This is a genomic window from Streptomyces sp. NBC_01092, assembly GCF_045039535.1.
Classification (GTDB): domain Bacteria; phylum Actinomycetota; class Actinomycetes; order Streptomycetales; family Streptomycetaceae; genus Streptomyces.
The window spans coordinates 3,140,693-3,163,223 of sequence record NZ_CP108659.1; the positions used below are offsets into that span (position 1 = coordinate 3,140,693).

Below are 22,531 nucleotides of genomic sequence, written 5' to 3' on the forward strand. Positions count from 1 at the left end.
CAGGGAGGCGCTTGCCGTGAGTGAGTTGCGGTTCGTCCGCGTGGGATTCGGCGCGGATGCCGTCGAGTACCAGCAGGCGTGGGACGAGCAGCGCCGGGTGCACGCGGCGCGGTTCGAGGACGCGATCCCCGACACGGTCCTGCTGCTCGAACACCCGCCGGTGTATACGGCCGGCCGGCGCACGGCGGTCAACGAGCGGCCCCTGGACGGCACGCCGGTCATCGACGTGGACCGCGGCGGCAAGATCACCTGGCACGGCCCGGGCCAGCTGGTCGGCTACCCGATCCAGAAGCTCCCGCGCCCGGTGGACGTCGTGGCGCACGTACGGCGGCTGGAGGAGGCCCTGATCCGCACCTGTGCGGAGTTCGGTCTGGAGACGACCCGTATCGAGGGCCGCAGCGGCGTGTGGGTCCTCGGGGACCCGGTCGAGCAGCGCCCCGCAATCGGCGGTCTTGCCCTGGACTTCGACCCCCGGCTCACCGACGAGGAGTTCGACCCGCGGCTGAACGGCCCCGAGTACGCGCCTTCGAACGCCGGCCAGCGGCGCGAGGACCGCAAGATCGCGGCGATCGGGATCCGGGTCGCCAAGGGCGTGACCATGCACGGCTTCGCGCTGAACGTGAACCCGGACAACAAGTGGTTCGACCGGATCATCCCGTGCGGGATCCGGGACGCGGGAGTCGCCTCACTGGCCGCCGAGCTCGGCCGGGACGTCACGATCGACGAGGTGCTGCCGGTCATCGAGCGGCACCTGACGGACGTACTGGAGAACGCCGAGCTGAAGCCGCGGGAGATCGAGCGGGAACCGGCGGCATAAACGAGCCCGTGGAGGGGCTGACACCCACGCAGGCATTCAAATCCACGGGCGTACCCTTGAGGGCGCCGAAGAATCAATCGCTAGGGAGCCGGTCGTGTCCGCAGTCTCACCCGACGGACGCAAGATGCTGCGCCTGGAGGTCCGCAACGCCCAGACCCCCATCGAGCGCAAGCCCGAGTGGATCAAGACCCGGGCGAAAATGGGCCCCGAGTACACGAAGATGCAGAGCCTCGTGAAGAGCGAGGGCCTGCACACGGTCTGCCAGGAAGCCGGCTGCCCTAACATCTACGAGTGCTGGGAGGACCGCGAGGCGACCTTCCTCATCGGCGGCGACCAGTGCACCCGGCGCTGCGACTTCTGCCAGATCGACACCGGCAAGCCCGAGGCGCTCGACCGCGACGAGCCGCGCCGCGTCGGCGAGTCCGTGGTCACCATGGACCTGAACTACGCCACCATCACCGGCGTCGCCCGCGACGACCTGGAGGACGGCGGCGCCTGGCTGTACGCCGAGACCGTGCGCCAGATCCACGAGCAGACCGCCTCCCGCGAGGCCGGCCGCACCAAGGTCGAGCTGCTCGCCCCCGACTTCAACGCCGTCCCGGAGCTGCTCCAGGAGGTCTTCGCCTCCCGCCCCGAGGTCTTCGCGCACAACGTCGAGACGGTGCCCCGGATCTTCAAGCGGATCCGCCCCGGCTTCCGCTACGAGCGCTCCCTGAAGGTCATCACCGAGGCCCGCGACTACGGCCTGGTCACCAAGTCCAACCTGATCCTCGGCATGGGCGAGACCCGCGAGGAGATCAGCGAGGCGCTCCAGCAGCTGCACGACGCGGGCTGCGAGCTGGTCACCATCACGCAGTACCTGCGCCCGAGCGTGCGCCACCACCCCGTGGAGCGCTGGGTCAAGCCGCACGAGTTCGTGGAGCTGAAGGAGGAGGCCGAGCAGATCGGCTTCTCCGGCGTGATGTCCGGTCCGCTGGTGCGGTCCTCCTACCGCGCGGGCCGGCTGTACCAGATGGCCGTCGAGAAGCGCGGTTCCTACGTCGCTTCTCAGGCCGTCTGATGGCACGGAGTGCCACTCGGCGCATGTGAATCTGCGCACAAGCAACTGCCCCTCGGCGGAAGCCGATTGACGCGGTCCTGGACGTCCCCGCAGATAGGGACGTCATCAGGGCCGCGTCAAGGTTTTCGGACGGCGTATTAAGGCTTCATTGGTGTTTGACCGGTCGGTCACGCCCTGGTAACACCAATCAGTGACGCTGGTTGTACACCCCGTGCACCACTCACCAAAGCCGCCATCCCGAGGGGGGACCTCCACCATGCAGGCCGCGCCCGTTCGCGCCACCGCCATCCCGTCGTTCACGACTGCACTGCGTGCCGTCGAATCGCTGCTCATGAGCAGCGGCCAGCGCACCGCCCGTCGCAACGCCTGGACCTCCGTCCTGGAGGACCGTCGCCGCGCCAAGGACCGGGTCGAGGCGCAGCGCGTCCTGGACCAGGCCGTCGCACCCCGCCCCTGAAGCGTCCCCGGAGTCCTTCCTCCCGTCCCGTAGGGGGCTGCGCCCGACACTGCCGTCGTCGGCGCTTGTGGGGCCACGTAGACTTCGTGGCATGGCGAGGAAGGAACCTGCAGCGGACGCTGCGAATCCCGGGCGACTGAAGCAGATCGCTCTGACCTACAAGATGACCCGCAGGGCCGACAAGAAGATCGGTCTTGTACTCGCGGCAGTCGGAATCGTCACCTTCGGTGTCTTCCTCGCGATCGGTTTCTTGATCGGTCACCCCATCTATCTCGGCATCCTGGGCCTGCTGCTCGCCTTCCTCGCGTCGGCGATCGTGTTCGGGCGCCGGGCCGAGCGGGCGGCCTTCGGGCAGATGGAGGGCCAGCCGGGCGCTGCCGCGGCCGTGCTGGACAACATCGGCCGAGGCTGGACGACGACGCCCGCGGTGGCGATGAACCGCAGCCAGGACGTGGTCCACCGGGCCGTCGGCAAGGCCGGCATCGTCCTGGTCGCCGAGGGCAACCCGAACCGGGTGAAGACCCTGCTGGCCGCCGAGAAGAAGAAGATGAACCGCATCGTGGCGGACGTGCCGGTGCACGACATCCTCGTCGGCACGGGCGAGGGCCAGGTGGAGCTGAAGAAGGTGCGCACCACCATGCTGAAGCTCCCCCGCGTGCTGACCGGCCCCCAGGTGACCGCCACCAACGACCGGCTGCGGGCCATGGGTGACCTGATGAGCAACATGCCGATGCCCAAGGGCCCGATGCCCAAGGGCATGAAGTTGCCGAAGGGCGGGCCGAAGGCCCGCTGACTCCCCTCGTACGAGAAAGGGGGCGCCCGGTTCAACCGGGCGCCCCCTTCGTTCGTCGTACGTCCGTCAGACGCGCACTTCCACGGTCCGGGCCAGCCGGTCGTGCAGGCCGCGGCCGTCGCGGTCCCAGATCAGGGCCGGGACGGCGACGCACAGCAGGGCCGTGCGCACCAGGGCGCGCAGCGGGTTGACCGTGCCGGTGTCCAGGGAGACCACGCGCAGGCCGAAGAGGCGCTTGCCCGGGGTGAAGCCGACCGTGCCGACGGTCAGCAGGCTCATGACGAAGAACAGGAGCAGGGCCCAGTTGCTGGTCGCCTGGCCGTAGCCGTCGGTGATGAGACCGTATGCGATCAAGATGCTGAGGCCCCAGTCGACGGCGAGTGCTCCGAGCCGCCGTCCCGGGCGGGCGATGGAACCCGGACCCTCCTCCGGAAGGCCGAGCTGCTGACCCCGGTATCCGAAGTCGACACCCGCGTCCTCGGCGGCCGCGCGGGGGCCCGAGAGCCAGGATCCGATTGCTTGCCTCTTGTCCACGCGACCACGGTACTGTGCCCGTTTTTGGATGTGGACAGGAGGGGTGAGGTGTGGGATGTCCGGTTAACGTGTGCGAAACAAACGGGTCACGCCCGAGAAATCACCCGTCCCTAGGGTCGAGGTCAGCGTGTGCCACCGCACTGGCCGCACGAACGAACTACCACCCCGGCACGACGGGTCGGGAGTAGGAGGAGCTGGATGTTCCAGAACGCCGACGAGGCCAAGAAGTACATCGCGGACGAGGACGTCAAGTTCATCGACGTCCGGTTCTGCGACCTGCCGGGCGTGATGCAGCACTTCACGATCCCTGCCACGGCCTTCGACCCGGCCGAGGAGCTCGCGTTCGACGGCTCCTCGATCCGCGGCTTCCAGGCCATCCACGAGTCCGACATGGCGCTGCGTGCCGACCTTTCCACCGCGCGCGTCGACCCGTTCCGTCGCGACAAGACCGTCAACATCAACTTCTTCATCCACGACCCGATCACGGGCGAGCAGTACTCCCGTGACCCGCGGAACGTGGCGAAGAAGGCCGAGGCCTACCTCGCCTCCACCGGTATCGCCGACACCGCGTACTTCGGCCCCGAGGCCGAGTTCTACGTCTTCGACAGCGTGCGCTTCAAGACCGCCGAGAACGAGGCGTACTACCACATCGACTCCGAGGCGGGTGCCTGGAACACGGGCGCGCTGGAGGACAACCGCGGTTACAAGGTCCGCTACAAGGGCGGTTACTTCCCGACCCCGCCGGTCGACCACTTCGCCGACCTGCGTGCGGAGATCTCCCTGGAGCTGGCCGCGTCCGGCCTCCAGGTCGAGCGCCAGCACCACGAGGTGGGCACCGCCGGCCAGGCCGAGATCAACTACAAGTTCAACACGCTGCTCGCCGCGGCCGACGACCTCCAGCTCTTCAAGTACATCGTGAAGAACGTCGCCTGGCGCAACGGCAAGACCGCGACCTTCATGCCGAAGCCGATCTTCGGTGACAACGGCTCGGGCATGCACATCCACTCGTCGCTGTGGTCGGGCGGCTCCCCGCTCTTCTACGACGAGGCCGGTTACGCGGGCCTGTCGGACACCGCCCGCTTCTACATCGGCGGCATCCTCAAGCACGCCCCGTCGCTGCTCGCCTTCACCAACCCGACGGTGAACTCCTACCACCGTCTGGTGCCGGGCTTCGAGGCGCCGATCAACCTGGTGTACTCGCAGCGCAACCGCTCGGCCGCGATGCGTATCCCGATCACGGGTTCGAACCCGAAGGCCAAGCGCGTCGAGTTCCGCGCGCCCGACTCCTCCGGCAACCCGTACCTGGCCTTCTCGGCCCTGCTGCTGGCGGGCCTGGACGGCATCAAGAACAAGATCGAGCCGGCCGAGCCGATCGACAAGGACCTCTACGAGCTGGCTCCCGAGGAGCACGCGGGCGTCGCGCAGGTCCCGACCTCGCTCCCGGCCGTCCTGGACCGTCTGGAGTCGGACCACGAGTTCCTCCTCCAGGGCGACGTCTTCACGCCGGACCTGATCGAGACGTGGATCGACTTCAAGCGCGCGAACGAGATCGCCCCGCTGCAGCTGCGTCCGCACCCGCACGAGTTCGAGCTGTACTTCGACGTGTGATCGGCGCCTGACCGAGACATCGCGCCCGCGCCCCCGCTGTCGTACCGACAGCGGGGGCGCGGGCGTATGTTCTATTCTGCCCCTGACACGACACGGGGGTGTACCGGGATGCCGGAGCGTGAACAGGACGACCAGGAGCGCGAGTTCGACCTGAAGTGGGCGGACAACGCCGAGCACAAGGAGCCCTCGGCACGGGCCCGGATGCTCGCCGCCCGCTGGAAGGAGAACCCGCCCGGTCCGGTGCCGTTCCGGGGCGAGCCCGATCATGTGGCACGGCGGCAGCGCCGGTCGGGCTGGGTGTCCACGGCCGTCGTGCTGGGCTGCGTCGCCGGGTTGATCGTCTTGCTGGGCTACATCAACTTCCGCGCGGGCTACTAGACGGTCCGCCGGTCCCGCACTCCACTCCCGGGCCTTTGCGGCCCCTAGGGCCGATCACGACCCGTTCATGGGGGTCACCGGGTGCACACTGGGCAGTGGGACGAGTGCCTGAGTGCGGGGTGGTGCAAGATGCAGAGCCGCTTCCGGAGTGACCGGCGGTTGACCGCGCGTATGGGGGTCACGCTGTTTCTGCTCGGGTTGTTGTATGTGGGCTTCGTCGTCGCGTTGATCGTGCTGCTGAAGTCCTGGGTGCTGGTGGTGGTCGTGGCGGCCGGGCTGCTGGGGGCGCAGTACTGGTTCTCCGACCGGGTCGCGCTGTTCGCGATGCGCGGGCGGGTCGTGGAGCGGGAGGAGTATCCCGAGCTGCACGGGGTCGTCGACCGGCTGTGCACCCTCGCCGACATGCCGAAGCCCGTCGTCGCCGTGTCGGACATGGAGATGCCGAACGCGTTCGCGACCGGGCGCAATCCCGATCACGCCGTGGTCTGTGTGACCACGGGGCTGCTGCGGCGGCTGGAGCCGGACGAGCTGGAGGGTGTGCTCGCGCACGAGCTGTCGCACGTGGCGCACAAGGACGTCGCCGTGATCACCGTCGCGTCGTTCCTCGGGGTGATCGCGGGGCTGATCGTGCGGTTCGCCTTCTACTCGCAGCTGTTCGGCGGCGGGCGCAGGGACCAGAACACCGCCGCGATCTTCGCCATCGTGCTCGGGGTGTCGGCGGCCGTGTACGCGATCAGCTTCCTGCTGATCCGGGCCCTGTCCCGGTACCGCGAGCTGGCCGCCGACCGGGCCGCGGCGCTGCTCACCGGGCGTCCCTCGGCGCTGGCGTCCGCGCTGACCAAGGTCACCGGCGACATCGCCCGCATCCCGTCCAAGGACCTGCGGACGGCGCAGGCCTTCAACGCCTTCTACTTCACGCCGGCGCTGGGCCGTGACCCCGGCATCGCGCAGCTCTTCTCCACCCACCCGAGCCTGGAGCAGCGGATCGACCAGCTGGGGCGGATCTCCGCCGAACTGGGCGAGGCCGCGGCTCCCGGAGGGGCGTGAGATGGGGCTGCTGGACATCCTGCTGGGCCGTACGAAGCCGGTCGTACCCGATCTCGACCGGCTCTTCGGGCTGCCGTCGGCGGCGGTGACGCTGGAGGCGGCGGCCGGGCTCCGGCCGACGGGGAGCGGGGCGGTGTGCTTCGCCACGGTCGAGGGCGCGGCCTTCGAGCAGACGCACCGCGAGGTCCAGGCCCTGCTGGACGCGGACTCCGACCGTGCGGGCAGGCCGGTGCGGCTGACGCGGGACGACTACGGCTACTCGTGGCTGGTCTCCGAGCGCTCGCCCGATCAGCTGCCGGAGCTGGTCAACGATCTGCACGCGGTGAACAGCGCGATGGAGGTCAACGGGTTCGGGCCGCAGCTGCTGTGCTCGCTGGTGGGGTTCGAGATCGAGGGGGCCGAGCGGGACGGTCATGGGCGCCGCCTCGCGCTCGTCTACCTCTACAAGCGCGGCACCTTCTACCCCTTCGCGCCGCTGCCCGGCACGGCACAGCGGCGCGACAACCCGCTGGAGCTGCGCGTCAAGGCCGTGCTGGCGAACGACCTGCAGATCGAGCAGGACCTGAGCCGCTGGTTCCCGGTCTGGGGTGCCCCCGGCCTGTGACCGGGGGCACCCCGCCTCGGGTTACCACCAGAGGTGGTCTCACTTGCTCTTCTCGCGCTCCTGACGGCGGGACTCCATGGGGCGCTCGCGGCGGTAGCGGCGCTCCCACTTGGCCTGCATGTCGCGGCGGTCGCGGTAGGCGCGGTAGTCCGAGGGCATCGAGCCTCCGGACGAAGCGCCTCCGCCGGCCCCCGCGCCGGCCCCTCCCCCGGGTCCGCCGCTCGGCGCGGAGGAGCTCCGGCCGTACTGCAGGTAGAGGAAGAGCACAGCGACTGCGAACAGCCAGTAGACGTGGTTTCCGAATCCTAGGATCACCAGGACGACGGTCCCGGACATGACGATGGTGCCCATCACGGGCCTCCGTGGGCGTGGGTCGATTCTGAGCGGTGTGTGCGTGCCCCGACGGGGCGCTGGGGGATGGGCGACCGTCCGTCGGTGCGTAGAGAGTAGCCCCGAGTCCGCAGGGTGACGCCTTCCCTGCGAGAAGCGGCGTGAACAGCTCCGTTACGCATGTCCAGGGTAGGGAGGCGGTCACTCGGTGTGCATCTCCTTTTCCGGGGGCGGGAGTTCGGCCGGTGCCCGGTGTGAATGAATGGGGCACATGACCGGGCTCTCCTCCTTCACGCACGCGCACGACGACGAACTGCTCAGCGGGGTGTACGGCGGCGGCGCCGACGGCCCTGGTACGGCCACCGTGGTGCTGCTGCACGGCGCGGGCAACGGCAGCAAGGAGCGGCTGCTCCCGATGCTCGCCGAGTTCGTGTCCCGCGGCTGCCACGGGCTCGCCTTCGACTTCTCGGGGCACGGCGAGAGCACCGGCGAGCTGCGGGAGTTGAGCCTGCGCCGGCGTTTCGAGCAGGCGGTCGCGGTCATCGACGCCCGTGTGGCGGCGGACGGCCCGCTGATCCTCGTCGGGTTCAGCATGAGCGGGCAGACGGTGACGGATCTCGTCGCGCACTACGGGGAGCGCGTGGCGGCGGTGGGGCTGTGCGCGCCTGCCGTGTACGCCGAGGAGGCGTGGGACGTGCCGTTCGGAGAAGGGGACGGACGGTTCAGCGAGATCATCCGCAGGCCGGACGGCTGGCGTGCGGCGCCGGCGCTGGAGGTGCTGCGGGCGTACGCGGGGCGGGCGGTGCTCGCGGTGCCGGAGACGGACGCGATCATCCCGCCGGAGGTGACGGAGGCGGTACAGGACGCCCTGGCCGCGCACGCGCAGTTCACACGGTTCGACGTGCCCGGCGCGGAGCACATGCTGGGGTTGTGGTTCGAGGGGCACGCCGAGGACCGGCGGGACTTCGTGACGGCCGTCCTGGCCGGGCTCGGCGACGGGGGATGGACGGCGACCCGGGCATGGCTGGCCAAGCAGCTTCCGCAGGGGCGCACCGTCGCCGGCACCGCCTTCGCGCGGGGCGGCTGGAGCTCACAGATGCGGCGGCTCACCCTCGACGACGGCACCGGGCTCGCGCTGCGCACCTTCGTGAAGCCCTTCTTCCGCAGGCACGCACCGGGTCTGCTGACCCGGGAGGCGTCGGTCCTCACCCTGCTCGCCGCCGAGGAGAGCGTCCCCGCGCCCGGGTTGATCGCCGTCGACGCCTCCGCCGAGCACTGCGAGCACCCCTCGTTGCTGATGTCCCTGCTGCCGGGCCGGGTGCGGGTGGACGAGGAGAATGAGGAGGCGCTGGACCGGCGCCTGGATCTGCTGGCCGCCCAACTCGCAGCGATCCACCGGGTCGTACCGGACGAGCGCCCGCGCCCGTACCAGGCATGGACGTCCCCGGAGCAGGTGCGCGGGCCCGGCGGCGCGCTGTGGGAGCGGGCCGTGGACGTGATCCGGCGGGAGCCTCCCGCGTACGAGGGGTGCTTTCTGCACCGGGACTTCCACCCGGGGAACGTGCTGTTCAGCGGCGGTGGCGCGGAGCTGCGGATCAGCGGGGTCGTCGACTGGGTGGAGACCTCGTGGGGCCCGGCCGACCTCGACGTCGCCCACTGCTCGACCGCGCTCGCACTGCTGCACGGGCCGGAGCACGGGCTCGGCTTCCGGGAGCGGTACGAGGCGCACGGCGGGCGCCGGCTCGCCGACGGCGGCGACCACCTGTACTGGCGGCTGATCGACGCCCTGGCCTACTCCCCCGACGCCGCGAAGCTGGCGGGCCCGTGGCGTGAGCTGGGCCGGACGGACCTGACGCCCCAGGTGCTGGGCGAACGGCTGACTGCGTACGTGGGCGCGCTGATGGAGTCGTACGGCTGACCACACCACGGAGAGCCGTCGGCCGGACGGCGGTCAGGCGCCGGGTACGGCTCTGACCACGCCCGCCTCGACCGCCGCGCTCAGGGTCGTGTGGTCGCCCGCGTTCTGGTCGGCGTAGGCCAGCGCGAAGTCGGCGACCGCGCGGTCGAAGGTGTCGGCGCCGCCGAGGTAGCCGGCGATGGCGATGCGGTCGCCGGAGCGGGCGTGGGCCCGGGCGAGGGCGGTGCCGCACAGCCGGGCGTAGGCGCACAGGTCGTCCGGGCCCATGCCGGCCACGTCCGCCGAGCCCTTCATGTCGCGCAGCTGGCGCCAGTAGAACGCGCGCCCCTGCGGCCCCGACATCCAGCCCAGGAAGATGTCACCGGCGGCCTGCAGCAGCCGCTGCCCCGCGACGACGCGATGGCCGGGGTGGAGGTACGGCCCGCTCGGCAGATGTTCCTCCAGTACGGACTGCCGGGCCTCCTTGATCTGGAGGAACAGCGGGTCGCCGGCGTCGCGCCCGGCGAGCAGCACGATGAAGCAGCGCAGGCCGACGCTGCCGACGCCGACGACCTTGCGGGCGGCGTCGACGAAGCGGTAGCGGTCCAGGAGCAGCCGGCGCTCCTCGGAGAGCGTCGAGCGGTAGTCGCTGAAGATCTTGCGCAGGGCGGCCATGTCGGAGGTGCCGGCGCGTTCGAGGAGCGGCGGGTCGTGGATGATGCGCCGGCGCCCGTCGACGGTCTCGGTCAGCTTGCCGAACGCGCGCAGGCTGGTGCGGCGGCGTGCGCGGCCGAGGCTGGCCGCGACCCGGTGGTGCCGGCGGGTGGAGCGGACCAGCGGCAACAACTGCTCGGCGTCGATGCGCATGTACCAGACGTCGAGCTCGCCGCGCCGGGCCAGCCCGCGCATCGCGATGCGGTACTCGGCGACGGCCTCCCGGGCCGCGCGGGCGACGTCGGGCTCCCGGTGGCCGTTCTCGCGGGCCGCGACGGCGACCGAGGTGGCGAGCCGTTTGACGTCCCACTCGAAGGGGCCGGGGAACGTCTCGTCGAAGTCGTTGAGGTCGAAGAGCAGGGCCCGCTCCGGCGAGGCGTACAGCCCGAAGTTGAGCAGGTGGGCGTCGCCGCACAGCTGCACGGTGAGGCCGGTGTGCGGGGCGGCGGCGAGGTCGGCGGCCATCACGGCGGCGCCGCCGCGCAGGAAGGCGGACGGGGATCCCGCCATCCGCCCGTACCTGATCGGCAGCAGCTCCGGCAGCCGGTCGCGGCCTTGGCGCTCCAGTATGGCGACGGGGTCGGGCCGGTCGACGGACGGGATCCAGGCGGCGTGCGCGGAACGGGGTGCGCGCTTGCGGGCGGCCTTGCCGCGCAGGAACCGGTCGGCGGGAGTGGTCGGGCTCGTCATGAGACGACGGCCCGGTGTCGGACCGACGTGTGCTGCGACTGTCGTGCGCCGAACATGCCCATCGCACCTCCCGCTGCCACGTGTTCTGTTGGGGAGGAGGTCCGTCACCTCCTGATCGTAGTGAAGACGGCTGGTGACCTGCGCGCATGTCGGGCAGGCGGTTCGGGTGACGGGGCGGCGCGCTCGGGCGGGCCGGGGCCGTTGTCAGTGGGGTCGGGGAAAATGCGGGCAGTGGTGTGCGGGGGATGACGCGCGACGGTGTGACGGGTGGAGGCCGGGATGGGTGACGGGGTGCGGTACATCGGGGTGGCCGAGCGGCGGGCCCGGCTGGGGCTGCGGCACCGGCTGGCCGGGGCGACGCGGGCGCAGGAGCCGGCCGAGGTCGCCGAGTCGCTGGTCGCGCTGCACGGCACCGATCCGGCGACCGTGTACCTGGCCGTGGGCGCACGGCTGGCCGAGCCCGGGAAGACCGTCGCGCAGACCGAGCGGGCGCTGTACGAGGACCGGGCGCTGGTGCGGATGCACGGCATGCGGCACACCGTGTTCGTCTTCCCCACCGAGCTGACCGCCGTGGTGCACGCCTCCACGGGCCTCGCGGTCGCCGCCCGGGAGCGGGCCTCGCTGGTCAAAGCCATGGCCATGGCGGGCGCCCCCGACGCGGCCTGGCTGACGGAGGTCGAGGAGTCGGCGCTGGCCGCGCTGGCCCGGCGCGGGCAGGCGACGGCGGCCGAACTCGCCGCGGACGAACCGCGGTTGCGCGAGCAGTTCGTGTACGCGCCCGGGAAGAGCTACGAGGGCGTGCACACCGTCTCGACGCGGCTGCTGCGGGTGCTGGGCGTCGAGGGCAAGGTCGTGCGCGGCCGGCCGCTGGGCTCCTGGACGTCCTCGCAGTTCCGGTGGGCGGTGGCGCCCGAGCATCCCGAGCTGGATGTGGCCGGGGCGCAGGCGGAGCTGCTGCGGCACTGGCTCGCGGCGTGCGGGCCCGCGACCGAGGCCGACCTGAAGTGGTGGACGGGGTGGCGGGTGACGGAGGTCCGGCGGGCGCTGGCGGCGATCGGGGCGCAGGCCGTGTCCCTGGACGAGGGGACGGGGCACGTCGTCGAGGGCGACGTCGATCCTGTCGCCGGCCCCGCGGAGCCGTGGGCGGCGCTGCTGCCCGGGCTCGACCCCACGGCGATGGGGTGGCAGCAGCGGGACTGGTACCTCGCGCCGGAGCTGCGGCCGTCCCTGTTCGACGGGAGCGGCAACGTGGGCCCGACGGTGTGGTGGAACGGCCGCGTGGTCGGCGGGTGGGCCCAGCGCGGGGACGGCGAGATCGTCTGGCGGCTGCTGGAGGACCTCGGGGGCGCCGAGCGGCATGCAGTGGAGGCGGCCGTCGCGGTGGAGGCGGAGCGGTTGCGGGGGTGGGTCGGGGCGGCCCGGGTGACGCCTCGGTTCCGGACGCCGCTGGAGAAAGAGCTCTCGAAGTGAGGGAAGTTTTCGGTGGGGCCACGCGGACGCCGGGCGCGCTCGACGACGGAGCGCACCCGGCGGCCGGGCCTACCTCGAATACCTCATGAACGCCCGGACCATGTGGCACGTCGTCTCCGACGGCGGGTGGACGCCGATCGTCTCCGCGGCGCTCCTGATCGTCTCGTTGCCCGCCTGGTTCGGCATATGGACGCCCGAGTCGAGGAGCGCTATCGCCAGGCGCATGGCCTTCAGACGGCGGTTGTGGGTGATGTACCACTCGCGAGGGCGGCCCGGCGGCAGCGGCCGCTTCTCCACCGGCGCGTACGGCAGGTCGAGCAGCACCGGGTGCTTGGCGGTGGACTGGGTGGGACGTGGCTTACGGATCGGCTTCGGCTTCAGTGCGGCAGCGGGCACAGGCATCCTCCTGTCGCGGTCAGAGCGCCGGCCGGATGCCCCGGCGACGCTCTCGAACACTGCTTACAGTTTACTGCCCGCCACTGACATCGGGGGAACCCGAGGCACCCCTGAAATCCCCAGGTCAGCAACGGAACTGTCACCGTGTCACACCGGATCCGGCAGGTACGTGAGAGGCGGTAGAGAATTCGAACACCGGGAGCACGGGATACCGTGAGCCGTATGGAGATCTGGATCAATCCGGCCTGTTCCAAGTGCCGTAGCGCCCTCACACTGCTCGACGCCGAGGGCGCCGACTACACCGTCCGCCGCTACCTGGAGGACGTCCCGAGCGAGGACGAGATCCGGGAGGTTCTCGACCGGCTGGGGCTGGAACCGTGGGACATCACCCGGACCCAGGAGGCCGTCGCCAAGGAGCTCGGGCTCAAGGAGTGGGCGCGGGACGACAGTTCACGGGACCGGTGGGTGAAGGCGCTGGCCGAGCACCCGAAGCTGATCCAGCGGCCGATCATCACCGCGGACGACGGCAGCGCCGTCGTCGGGCGCACGGACGAGGCCGTGCAGGACGCCCTGTCCCGCAAGAGCTGAGAGCCCGTCAGATGCAGTGTGACGCACGTTACTTCAGTGACTCCGGCAACCGCTGAGTAACACCGTTCGGTATCTCGTACATAGCGGCGTACGTTCCCCTACCCCCCAGGAGGCGCGCATGTCGCGTAGGAGAACTCTCAGCACGAAGAAGAAGCTCGCCCTGCTGGTCAGTGCGGCGACGGTGGCGGGCGGCGGTGCCTTCGTCATGGCGAGCACCTCGAACGCCTCGCAGACGCCGACGGTCAAGTCCGCCGCGGATTCGACCGTTTGCCAGGGACTGGCCACCGCTCTCGGTAACAACCAGAAGTTCATCGACGGGCAGAAGGCCAGTCCCGACGCCCAGTCCGCGGCCCGGATCGCCAACCGCGAGGCGGTCATCGCGCAGATCAAGGTCCAGCAGGAAGCATCCGGTTGCGTTGCCGGGGAGTCGGCTCAGGACTCCCAGGCCGCACAGCCGAGCGCTCCCGCGGCGGGTGCCGGAAACACGGGTGCCGGGAACGCGGGCAACGAGAACGCGGGGAACACCGGCAACGCGGGGAACGCCGGCGGTGGCGGCGCGGCCTCCGGGCAGCAGGTGTGCAACGGGTCCACCGTCACGCTCTCCGGCGAGGGCGGGGCTCCGGCCGCGTCCAGCAACCAGTTCCCGGCCGGCACCAAGCTGAAGGTCACCAACCTGGACAACAACAAGTCCACGACGGTCGAGGTCACCTCGGTCTCCGGCAGCTGTGCGCTGCTCAACAACGCGGCTTTCGAGCAGGTGCGCGAGCCCGGCAAGTTCCTGATCCGGCGTGCGGTGATCGAGAAGGTGGGGTGAGGTTCGGGGCACCAACCTCGTACGTGTCATGGGCCCTGCCACTCGCGGCCACGAGTGGCAGGGCCCGCGTACGTCGGTGCTCACCACGTGAGTCGCGTTACAGGAACACCAGGTAACACGGGGTTCACATTGGAGCAATGACCGGGAAATCGCCTGTTGACAGGCTCGCGGGCATCAAATGCGGCGCGTGACGTGCCGCAGCGCCGCAGCACCCGCAAGTGCGCCTAGACCCACCCCCGAAGGATGTGGCCCGTGACCTTCAAGGCTGAGTACATCTGGATCGACGGCACCGAGCCGACGGCCAAGCTGCGTTCCAAGACGAAGATCATCACGGGTGAGCCCGCCGGTCTGGACGCGCTGCCGATCTGGGGCTTCGACGGGTCCTCCACGAACCAGGCCGAGGGCCACGCCTCGGACCGTGTCCTCAAGCCGGTCTTCACCTGTCCCGACCCGATCCGCGGTGGCGACGACGTCCTCGTCCTGTGCGAGGTCCTCAACATCGACATGACGCCGCACGAGTCCAACACCCGTGCCGCGCTCACCGAGGTCGCCGAGAAGTTCGCCTCCCAGGAGCCGATCTTCGGTATCGAGCAGGAGTACACGTTCTTCCAGGACGGCTACCCGCTCGGCTTCCCCAAGGGCGGCTTCCCGGCCCCGCAGGGCGGCTACTACTGCGGTGTCGGCGCCGACGAGATCTTCGGCCGTGAGGTCGTCGAGGCGCACCTGGACAACTGCCTCGCGGCGGGTCTCGCCATCTCCGGCATCAACGCCGAGGTCATGCCCGGTCAGTGGGAGTTCCAGGTCGGCCCGGTCTCCCCGCTGGAGGTCTCCGACCACATGTGGGTCGCCCGCTGGCTGCTCTACCGCACCGCGGAGGACTTCGGCGTGGCCGCCACCCTCGACCCGAAGCCGGTCAAGGGCGACTGGAACGGCGCCGGCGCGCACACCAACTTCTCCACCAAGGCGATGCGCGAGGGCTACGACGCGATCATCACCGCCTGCGAGTCGCTCGGCGAGGGCTCCAAGCCGCTCGACCACGTCAAGAACTACGGCGCCGGCATCGACGACCGCCTGACCGGTCTGCACGAGACCGCCCCGTGGAACGAGTACTCCTACGGCGTCTCCAACCGCGGCGCCTCGGTGCGTATCCCGTGGCAGGTCGAGAAGGACGGCAAGGGCTACATCGAGGACCGCCGTCCGAACGCCAACGTCGACCCGTACGTCGTGACGCGGCTGATCGTCGACACCTGCTGCTCCGCGCTGGAGAAGGCCGGCCAGGTCTGATCCGCCCAGGGCTCCTTTGAAGGGGGCGTCCACCGTCACGGTGGGCGCCCCCTTCGCCGTGCGCCTGCCGCGTTGTGCTCGGTGGCGCCGGGCCGTCCACACAGTGGGACGGGGCTGCGGGGAGAGCGATCATCGTCACACCGTTGACCTGGGAAAAACGGCTGGAGGGATGAGACGAAGGGTCCCCTCCCGGGCGGGTGTCTGCTTCAATGGGGGCATGGCCAGCATCCAGAAGTACGCCGCGACAGGTCGCCATGACCTCGAGCCCTTCTGGCCTTCCCGTCAGCACCACGACTTCGACCGGGTGTGTTGCCGCGCGGTGAACGCGCGGGCCCTCTAAAGCCGTCACCCCGGCCTTCGGCCAGCGCGAACGACGTTCCTCTCCCACGACGGACCTCTCGCGCGAAAGAGCTGACCTCTCATGGCGACCACTCGTTCTCTCTCCCCCGCCGCCACGCTCAACTCTCCTTCGTCCAACGGCGCACGGCATCATCTGCGCGCCGTGGACCGGGACGAGGTGATCGACGTCGCGGACCTCCTGCCGCCGGGCGCCACCTGGCTGCCCGCTCCCCAGCACTCCCTGCCCACCCTGCCGGGGCAGCCGCCCATGATCGGCTACCTGGTGCTCGTCCCGGCCGACCGGCAGCCGCCGGTCGCGGCGGCCGTCGAGACCGACGGCGACCCGCTCGTCCGGGTCGACTCCGTGCGGCGCGCCGCCGCGGTCGACGGGCGTGAACTCGACCTCACCTACCTGGAGTTCGAGCTGCTCGCCCACCTGGTGGCCAACCCCCACCGCGTGCACTCCCGCGACCAGCTGGTCACCACGGTGTGGGGCTACGGGCATGTGGGGGACGGCCGTACCGTCGACGTCCACATCGCCCGGCTGCGCCGCAAGCTGGGCACCGAGCACCGGGACACCATCCGGACGGTGCGTCGGGTGGGGTACAAGTACGCCCCGCCGGCCGGGCGCTGACCTCACCCGTTGAAAACCTTCTGCTGACGGCAGAGTCCTGTTCCGTCCCTCACCGGCACCGTGCAGAGTCGACGGCATGAGGCTTCTGATGCTGGGTGGTACGGAGTTCGCGGGGCGGGCCGTCGTGGAGGCGGCCCTCGGGCGCGGCTGGGACGTGACCGTCTTCCACCGGGGGCGGCACGAGCCCCCGGCCGGGGTGCGGTCGCTGCACGGGGACCGCACCTCGCCCGACGGGCTCGCCGCCCTGGAGGCGGGTGAGTGGGACGCCGTCGTGGACACCTGGTCGGCGGCGCCCCGCGCGGTGCTGGACTCGGCGCGGCTGCTGCGGGGCCGCGCCGGGCGGTATGCGTATGTGTCGAGCTGCTCGGTGTACGAGTGGGCGCCGCCCGCCGGGTACACCGAGGACGCGCCGCTGGTCGAGGGCGCCGAGGCCGGTGCGGGGCAGACCGACTACGCACGCGACAAGCGGGGCGGCGAGCTGGCCGCCGTGGAGGCCTTCGGGGCGGAGCACTCGGTGCTCGTGCGGGCGGGGCTGATCCTCGGGCCGTACGAGAATGTCGGCAGGCTGCCCTGGTGGCTGAGCCGGATGGCACGTGGGGGGCCGGTGCTGGCGCCGGGGCCACGGGACCTGCCGCTTCAGTACATCGATGTCCGTGACCTCGCGGAGTGGATCCTCGGTGCCGTGGAGCGGGAGCTCAGCGGGCCGTACACCCTGATCGGGCCGCAGGGGCTCGCCACCATGGGCACCCTGCTCGACGCCTGTGTACGGACCACCGGCTCCGCGGCCGAACTCCGGTGGACCGAGCCCGAGGTGATCCTGGACGCGGGCATCGAGCCGTGGACGCAGCTGCCGGTGTGGGTGCCGCCGGGCACCGACATGCACGACGCTCTGCACAGTGCGGACGTGTCCCGGGCGCTCGCGACCGGGCTGCGCTGCCGGCCCGTCGAGGAGACCGTCGCCGACACCTGGCGGTGGCTCCAGGACATCGGCGGCGCTGCGCCCCTGCGGCCGGACCGGACCTCGAAGGGCCTCGATCCCGAGGTGGAGGCGAAGGTGCTGGCAGCCCAGGGGGGTGTATCTGGCACCACCTCCTGATCCGGGGGTTCGGCCCCGTGACCTCTCCTCCCGCCCTCGGCCAGACTGACGCCATGAGTATCGACACGAAGAGCGACGGCGGGCGGACGAGGGCGCGGGGCATGGGTCTGGCGGCCGTACGGGGGTTGGCGTTGGCTCTGATCTCCCTGCCGGGGGCCGTCCTCTGCTTCGTCCTCTCCCTCGTGTCCCTCGCGCTCATACCGATCGGCGTCGGCATCGTCACGACGCCGTGGGTGTTGACGGGGGTGCGGACGTTCGCCGACTGGCGGCGGGTCCTCGCGGCCGAGTGGGGCGGGGTGCGGATCCCGCCCGCCTACCGGCCGTTGCCGAAGAGCGCCAATCCGTGGACACGCACCTTCGGGATGCTGCGCGACCCGGCGACCTGGCGGGACCTGCTGTGGCTGCCCGTCGACATGACGGCGGGGTTCATCACCGCGCTGCTGCCGGCGGTGCTGCTCTTCTATCCGCTGGAGGGGTTCGCGATCGCGGCGGGGCTGTGGCGGGTCCTGCCCGACGGGTACTGGTACGGCTTCGTACCCGTCACCGGGCAGGCCTCCGCACTCGGCGCCGGTGCCCTGGGCCTCGTCATCCTCTTCTTCGCGCACTTCCTCACCACACCCCTCCTCCAGGCCCACTTCCGGCTGACCGGGGCCGTCCTCGGCTCCAACCAGGGTGAACTGGCCGAGCGGGTGCGGGTGTTGACGGAGACACGGAGGGACGCCGTGGACACCTCGGCCGCCGAACTGCGCCGTATCGAGCGGGATCTGCACGACGGGGCGCAGGCGCGGCTGGTGGCGATGGGCATGGACCTCGGCACGATCGAGATGCTGCTCGACAAGGACCCGGCGAAGGCCAAGCAGCTCGTGGCGCAGGCCCGCCGCTCCTCCGCCGACGCGCTCTCGGAACTGCGCGACCTGGTGCGCGGCATCCACCCGCCCGTCCTCGCCGAGCGCGGACTGGGCGACGCCGTAAGGGCGTTGGCGCTGCGGCTGCCGGTGACGACCGAGGTGACCGTGGAGCTGACCGGGCGGGCCGAGGCGCCCGTGGAGTCGGCGGCGTACTTCGCGGTCAGCGAGGTGCTCACCAACGCCGTCAAGCACGCGGGCGCCGACCGGATCTGGATCGACCTGCACCACACGAACGGCATGCTGCGGATCACCGTCACCGACAACGGCCGGGGCGGCGCGGTGATCGGAGCCGGCTCGGGACTGGCCGGGATCGAGCGGCGACTGGGTACATTCGACGGCGTCCTGGCCGTCAGCTCGCCCGCGGGCGGCCCCACCATGGTCACCATGGAGATTCCTTGCGCGTTGTCCTAGCCGAAGACCTGTTCCTGCTGCGCGACGGGCTCGTCCGGCTCCTTCAGGCCTACGACTTCGAGATCGCGGCGGCCGTCGAGACCGGCCCCGAGCTGTCCCGCGCGCTGGCCGAGCTGGACCCGGACGTCGCCGTCGTCGACGTACGCCTGCCGCCGACCCACACCGACGAGGGCCTGCAGTGCGCGCTGGAGGCCCGGCGCAGGAAGCCCGGGCTGCCGGTGCTGGTGCTCTCGCAGCACGTGGAGCAGCTGTACGCGCGGGAGTTGCTCGCCGACGGCAGCGGCGGGGTCGGGTATCTGCTGAAGGACCGGGTCTTCGACGCGGACCAGTTCGTGGACTCCGTACGGCGGGTCGCGGCGGGCGGGACCGCGATGGACCCGCAGGTGATCCAGCAGCTGCTGAGCCGGCGCGCGGCCGACGACCAGCCGCTGGCCCGGCTCACGCCCCGCGAGACGGAGGTGCTGGAGCTGATGGCGCAGGGGCGGTCGAACGCGGCGATCGCCGAACGCCTCGTCGTCACGGAACGGGCCATCGCCAAACATACGGCCAACATCTTCGCCAAACTGGGCCTGGAGGTGTCGGACGACGACAACCGTCGCGTGCTGGCGGTTCTCGCGTATCTCGACCACGGCCGGTAAAACCGGACGCCTCTATTCACCCGCCGTGCGGGATCAACAACTCCTGGTGTTTTGGGGGCTGTTGAGCACACAGGTTCTCACGAATCTCTCAACAATTTCCGGGGCGGCTGAACACCTCTGGGGCCCCCTGCGTATGAAAGGGAGCCGCTTCACTCCTGTCGGGCGCCTCGATGCCCCGAAAAAGGAAGTCAGAGGAGTTCCATGGGACGCAACATTCGAAAACGCCGTACGCCGCTGGCCACCAAGGCCATAGCCGCATCGGCGGCCCTAGCGCTCGGTGGGGGCGGGCTTGTATGGGCCAACTTCTATGCTTCGGCGCACGAGGACAACTCTGGGTGGAACCAGACGAAGTCCGCGAACGCCCGGGTCGCGACGATCAACTGCCCTGATGTCGGCCAGCAGCTGACGAAGGTGCCGAGGAGCGCGCGCAGGGGTGTCGCCAAGGAGCTGGCGCTGCTGGACAGGCAGGTCACGGATGCCTACAAGCGTCTCGCCGAGACGCGGCAGGCCCAGGCGGGGGACGCCAACTACGTCAGCAACGCCATTCTGAGCCCGCTGAAGTCCAAGCGTGTGGCCACGCTCGACCGGATCGGCATCAACATCAACCGGGCCGGCGGGCAGCGACCGCAGAACCTCGACCAGCTCGCCCAGTGCCAGGGTGTCCCGGCCGAGCAGCCCGAGACCAACGACGGCCAGCAGGACGGCGACCAGAACCAGGACGGCCAGGACCAGAACCAGGACGGTCAGGACCAGAACAACGACGGTCAGGACCAGGGCGGCCAGGACGGCGGCGGACAGGACCAGGGCGGCAACGGCGGGCAGGCCGGCAACGGTCCGTCGGCGGACGACTTCGTGGACATCACACAGGTCCAGGCCAACGCACAGCTGGGCGTCGGCGCGAACGGCCTCCCCGCGAACGGGGACAGCGGTTCGACCGGTAGCTTCACCACGGAATGCGGCACCAACGAGAACGAGAACCGCAACTCGGACAACGTGATCGTCGCTCCCGGTGTCAGCAACGGTGCGCAGCACCAGCACGACTACGTCGGCAACCAGGCCAACAACGCTTTCGCGAGCGACCAGGACCTGGCGAACGGCGACACCACCTGCCAGAACCAGGGTGACGCGTCGTCGTACTTCTGGCCGGTGCTGCGCGTGCAGGACGGTCAGAACGACATCGACGCCAACGCCCCCGGTGGCGGTCAGGACGGCAACGTCGGCACGATCGTCCAGGCCAGCGAGGCACAGCTGAAGTTCGTCGGCAACAAGACGAGCGATGTCGTCGCCATGCCGCAGGCTCTGCGCATCATCACCGGTGACGCCAAGTCCTTCGTGAACGGCAACAACAACGCCAACGCCAACTGGAGCTGCACGGGCTTCGAGGACCAGGTCCAGCTGCACGACAAGCTCCCGATCTGCCCCGAGGGCAGCTCCGTGGTGCGGACGTCGAACTTCCAGAGCTGCTGGGACGGTCAGAACATCGACAGCGCCAACCACCGTACGCACGTGGCGTTCGTCCAGGGCGACGGCACCTGCGCCAACGGTTTCCAGGCGATCCCCCAGCTCCAGGTCCGCCTGGTCTACGACGTCCAGGCTCCGCAGATCCAGGACGGACAGGTCCAGAACGCCTTCGCGGTCGACTCCTTCCCGGACCAGCTGCACAAGGCCATCACCGACCACAACGACTTCATCAACTTCTTCGACGAGAACACGATGAACGAGATGGTCCAGTGCATCAACAGCGGCGAGGACTGCCAGTAGTCCTCACCCAGTAGGAAGCCGGCGGTGGGAATTCCCACCGCCGGCTTTCTTTTGTGCGCGGTTCACGATCAGCTGTGGTGGCCGCCCTTGTTGTGGCTGCCTCCGGGATTCATGTGCGCGGAGCCTTCTTCCATGGTTCCGCCCAGCTTGCTCTGGAGCGCGGTGACCGTCTTCTCCTGGCCGACGGCGACCCATTTGCGGCCGACCAGGTAGTAGCCGCCGTAGTCCTTCGCGCCGCTCAGCCACTCGGCCTGGCCGCGGTCGGTGGCGAAGGTGGCGAGGACGTACTTGTCCTTGCCGGTCTTGCAGATGGCCTGACGGATCTCGTCGGCGTCGGTCTGCATGTTCGGGTCGCACTTGGCCATGGATGCCAGATGCTCCAGGCTGCCGGTCGCCGTCTCGGGCATGTCGGCCGCCTTGTCGCCGCCGGCGCCACATCCGGCCAGCGCGAGCACCGCCACCGCGCCGGTCAGCGCGAGCATCGGTCGGGTCAATGTCATCTGTTCCTCCGGTCCATGCCGCACAGAGCCCCGGCAGGAGCCCTCCTCCCCCATACGGCTGTGGCGTGCGATGCGCTCAAATGGAGACTCTCACAGGCACAGGTGTGCGAGTGTGGGCCGGTGAACCAGGACTGGGAAGACCGCGTGACCGCGGCATGGGCGACCTTCGACTCCTACGCCGAGGCGGAGGCGGCCGACTTCCGCGCCGTGGTCGACGCCCTCGTCGCCGAACTGCCCGACGACAGCCCGCTCGGGCTGTTCGAGCAGGCGTGCGCCTGGGACTCCACGGGTCACTCGGACAAGGCGGCGCCGCTGTACCGGGAGGCCCTCGCACGGGGGCTGAGCGGCTACAAGGGGCGGCGGGCCAAGATCCAGCTGTCCAGCTCGCTGCGGAACATCGGCCAGGCGGAGGAGGGCGTCAAGCTGCTGACGCCCGAGCTGGACGCGCCGTCCGACGAGCTGGACGACGCGGTACGGGCGACCCTGGCGCTGTGCCTGTCGAGCCTCGGGCGGGACCGGGAGGGGCTGGCTCTGGTGCTGGGTGCGCTTGCCGCGCATTTGCCGCGATATCAGCGCTCCATGGCCAATTACGCCCGTGAGCTCTGTGCGCCTCAGGATGTGCCGCGGTAGGCCGTCGGGCGTCTGCGGGTCCGCCGTGGTCGATCGCGCCCACGCGGCGGTAGCCGCACATCGATACAGCCCCGCGCCCCTGAAGGGGCGCCGACGAACCGCGCGCTGTGACCTACCGTCCATTCGCTCGTTC

At 70.3% G+C, this 22,531-nt stretch carries 24 protein-coding genes; 19 read left to right on the top strand and 5 right to left on the bottom strand.

The features are described 5' to 3' along the window. Nucleotides 1-16 precede the first annotated feature (16 nt). The 4 genes from lipB (at nucleotide 17) to OG254_RS14065 (ending at nucleotide 3,127) form a co-directional block, all read left to right on the top strand. Nucleotides 17-817: a lipoyl(octanoyl) transferase LipB gene (gene lipB, locus OG254_RS14050; RefSeq protein WP_405581331.1), complete on the top strand. Its 801-nt coding sequence runs from the start codon at nucleotides 17-19 to the stop codon at nucleotides 815-817. A 94-nt stretch (nucleotides 818-911) separates the two neighbouring features. After that, nucleotides 912-1,877: a lipoyl synthase gene (lipA, locus tag OG254_RS14055; protein ID WP_405581333.1), complete on the top strand. Its 966-nt coding sequence runs from the start codon at nucleotides 912-914 to the stop codon at nucleotides 1,875-1,877. 256 nt (nucleotides 1,878-2,133) lie between these two features. Beyond that, nucleotides 2,134-2,334 carry a hypothetical protein gene (locus OG254_RS14060; protein ID WP_351198818.1) on the top strand — a complete coding sequence of 67 codons (201 nt, stop codon included), beginning with the start codon at nucleotides 2,134-2,136 and terminating at the stop codon, nucleotides 2,332-2,334. Between the two features lie 91 nt (nucleotides 2,335-2,425). Next, a complete protein-coding gene (locus OG254_RS14065) occupies nucleotides 2,426-3,127 on the top strand; it encodes a DUF4191 domain-containing protein (RefSeq protein WP_147996415.1) in 702 nt (233 codons plus the stop codon). Between the two features lie 66 nt (nucleotides 3,128-3,193). On the opposite strand, the gene OG254_RS14070 is transcribed toward OG254_RS14065, so the two are convergent. Then, nucleotides 3,194-3,661 (bottom strand): RDD family protein, encoded by a 468-nt coding sequence (locus OG254_RS14070; protein WP_351198816.1) that lies wholly within the window; start codon nucleotides 3,659-3,661, stop codon nucleotides 3,194-3,196. Nucleotides 3,662-3,859: 198 nt separating this feature from the next. Here OG254_RS14070 and glnA point away from each other — a divergent pair, with 198 nt between their 5' ends. The 4 genes from glnA to OG254_RS14090 all read left to right on the top strand — a co-directional run bounded on the left by glnA (nucleotide 3,860) and on the right by OG254_RS14090 (nucleotide 7,298). Continuing rightward, entirely contained in the window at nucleotides 3,860-5,269 is a 1,410-nt protein-coding gene (gene glnA / locus OG254_RS14075; RefSeq protein WP_405581337.1) for a type I glutamate--ammonia ligase, read from the top strand. Between the two features lie 108 nt (nucleotides 5,270-5,377). Beyond that, nucleotides 5,378-5,647: a hypothetical protein gene (locus tag OG254_RS14080; RefSeq protein ID WP_405581339.1), complete on the top strand. Its 270-nt coding sequence runs from the start codon at nucleotides 5,378-5,380 to the stop codon at nucleotides 5,645-5,647. A gap of 129 nt (nucleotides 5,648-5,776) precedes the next feature. Continuing rightward, nucleotides 5,777-6,694 carry a zinc metalloprotease HtpX gene (gene htpX, locus OG254_RS14085; protein ID WP_405581342.1) on the top strand — a complete coding sequence of 306 codons (918 nt, stop codon included), beginning with the start codon at nucleotides 5,777-5,779 and terminating at the stop codon, nucleotides 6,692-6,694. A gap of 1 nt (nucleotide 6,695) precedes the next feature. After that, complete coding sequence (locus tag OG254_RS14090; RefSeq protein ID WP_405581344.1) at nucleotides 6,696-7,298, top strand: hypothetical protein; 603 nt, start codon at nucleotides 6,696-6,698, stop codon at nucleotides 7,296-7,298. 39 nt (nucleotides 7,299-7,337) lie between these two features. On the opposite strand, the gene OG254_RS14095 is transcribed toward OG254_RS14090, so the two are convergent. Further along, nucleotides 7,338-7,649 (bottom strand): hypothetical protein, encoded by a 312-nt coding sequence (locus OG254_RS14095; protein WP_351198800.1) that lies wholly within the window; start codon nucleotides 7,647-7,649, stop codon nucleotides 7,338-7,340. Nucleotides 7,650-7,890: 241 nt separating this feature from the next. Between OG254_RS14095 and OG254_RS14100 the strand changes: the two genes are divergently transcribed. Continuing rightward, nucleotides 7,891-9,546, top strand: coding sequence for an alpha/beta fold hydrolase (locus tag OG254_RS14100; protein ID WP_405581347.1), 1,656 nt, complete (start codon nucleotides 7,891-7,893; stop codon nucleotides 9,544-9,546). A 33-nt stretch (nucleotides 9,547-9,579) separates the two neighbouring features. Here OG254_RS14100 and OG254_RS14105 read toward each other — a convergent pair whose 3' ends face one another. Beyond that, on the bottom strand, nucleotides 9,580-10,929 hold the full coding sequence (locus OG254_RS14105) for a DUF2252 domain-containing protein (RefSeq protein WP_405581349.1): 1,350 nt from the start codon (nucleotides 10,927-10,929) through the stop codon (nucleotides 9,580-9,582). 279 nt (nucleotides 10,930-11,208) lie between these two features. Between OG254_RS14105 and OG254_RS14110 the strand changes: the two genes are divergently transcribed. Continuing rightward, entirely contained in the window at nucleotides 11,209-12,399 is a 1,191-nt protein-coding gene (locus tag OG254_RS14110) for a winged helix DNA-binding domain-containing protein (RefSeq protein ID WP_405581351.1), read from the top strand. A 69-nt stretch (nucleotides 12,400-12,468) separates the two neighbouring features. Here OG254_RS14110 and OG254_RS14115 read toward each other — a convergent pair whose 3' ends face one another. Next, nucleotides 12,469-12,795: a hypothetical protein gene (locus tag OG254_RS14115; protein WP_351198792.1), complete on the bottom strand. Its 327-nt coding sequence runs from the start codon at nucleotides 12,793-12,795 to the stop codon at nucleotides 12,469-12,471. Nucleotides 12,796-13,017: 222 nt separating this feature from the next. Between OG254_RS14115 and OG254_RS14120 the strand changes: the two genes are divergently transcribed. From OG254_RS14120 to OG254_RS14155, 8 genes are all read left to right on the top strand, one after another. Then, complete coding sequence (locus OG254_RS14120; protein WP_351198790.1) at nucleotides 13,018-13,383, top strand: arsenate reductase family protein; 366 nt, start codon at nucleotides 13,018-13,020, stop codon at nucleotides 13,381-13,383. A gap of 118 nt (nucleotides 13,384-13,501) precedes the next feature. After that, nucleotides 13,502-14,197 carry a hypothetical protein gene (locus OG254_RS14125; protein WP_405581355.1) on the top strand — a complete coding sequence of 232 codons (696 nt, stop codon included), beginning with the start codon at nucleotides 13,502-13,504 and terminating at the stop codon, nucleotides 14,195-14,197. Nucleotides 14,198-14,449: 252 nt separating this feature from the next. After that, nucleotides 14,450-15,481, top strand: a complete 1,032-nt coding sequence (gene glnII, locus OG254_RS14130; RefSeq protein WP_405581358.1) for a glutamine synthetase — start codon at nucleotides 14,450-14,452, stop codon at nucleotides 15,479-15,481. A 421-nt stretch (nucleotides 15,482-15,902) separates the two neighbouring features. Continuing rightward, complete coding sequence (locus OG254_RS14135; RefSeq protein ID WP_405581362.1) at nucleotides 15,903-16,454, top strand: winged helix-turn-helix domain-containing protein; 552 nt, start codon at nucleotides 15,903-15,905, stop codon at nucleotides 16,452-16,454. Between the two features lie 76 nt (nucleotides 16,455-16,530). Then, nucleotides 16,531-17,550 (top strand): SDR family oxidoreductase, encoded by a 1,020-nt coding sequence (locus OG254_RS14140; protein WP_405581365.1) that lies wholly within the window; start codon nucleotides 16,531-16,533, stop codon nucleotides 17,548-17,550. Nucleotides 17,551-17,603: 53 nt separating this feature from the next. Beyond that, entirely contained in the window at nucleotides 17,604-18,869 is a 1,266-nt protein-coding gene (locus OG254_RS14145) for a sensor histidine kinase (protein WP_405581367.1), read from the top strand. Next, nucleotides 18,854-19,507, top strand: a complete 654-nt coding sequence (locus tag OG254_RS14150; RefSeq protein ID WP_351198778.1) for a response regulator transcription factor — start codon at nucleotides 18,854-18,856, stop codon at nucleotides 19,505-19,507. Before OG254_RS14145 ends, OG254_RS14150 begins: the two co-directional genes overlap by 16 nt. A gap of 201 nt (nucleotides 19,508-19,708) precedes the next feature. Beyond that, complete coding sequence (locus OG254_RS14155; RefSeq protein WP_405581370.1) at nucleotides 19,709-21,268, top strand: DUF1996 domain-containing protein; 1,560 nt, start codon at nucleotides 19,709-19,711, stop codon at nucleotides 21,266-21,268. 68 nt (nucleotides 21,269-21,336) lie between these two features. On the opposite strand, the gene OG254_RS14160 is transcribed toward OG254_RS14155, so the two are convergent. Then, nucleotides 21,337-21,768, bottom strand: a complete 432-nt coding sequence (locus OG254_RS14160) for a hypothetical protein (RefSeq protein WP_405581373.1) — start codon at nucleotides 21,766-21,768, stop codon at nucleotides 21,337-21,339. 102 nt (nucleotides 21,769-21,870) lie between these two features. Between OG254_RS14160 and OG254_RS14165 the strand changes: the two genes are divergently transcribed. Next, nucleotides 21,871-22,398 (top strand): tetratricopeptide repeat protein, encoded by a 528-nt coding sequence (locus OG254_RS14165; protein WP_405581376.1) that lies wholly within the window; start codon nucleotides 21,871-21,873, stop codon nucleotides 22,396-22,398. Nucleotides 22,399-22,531 lie beyond the last annotated feature (133 nt).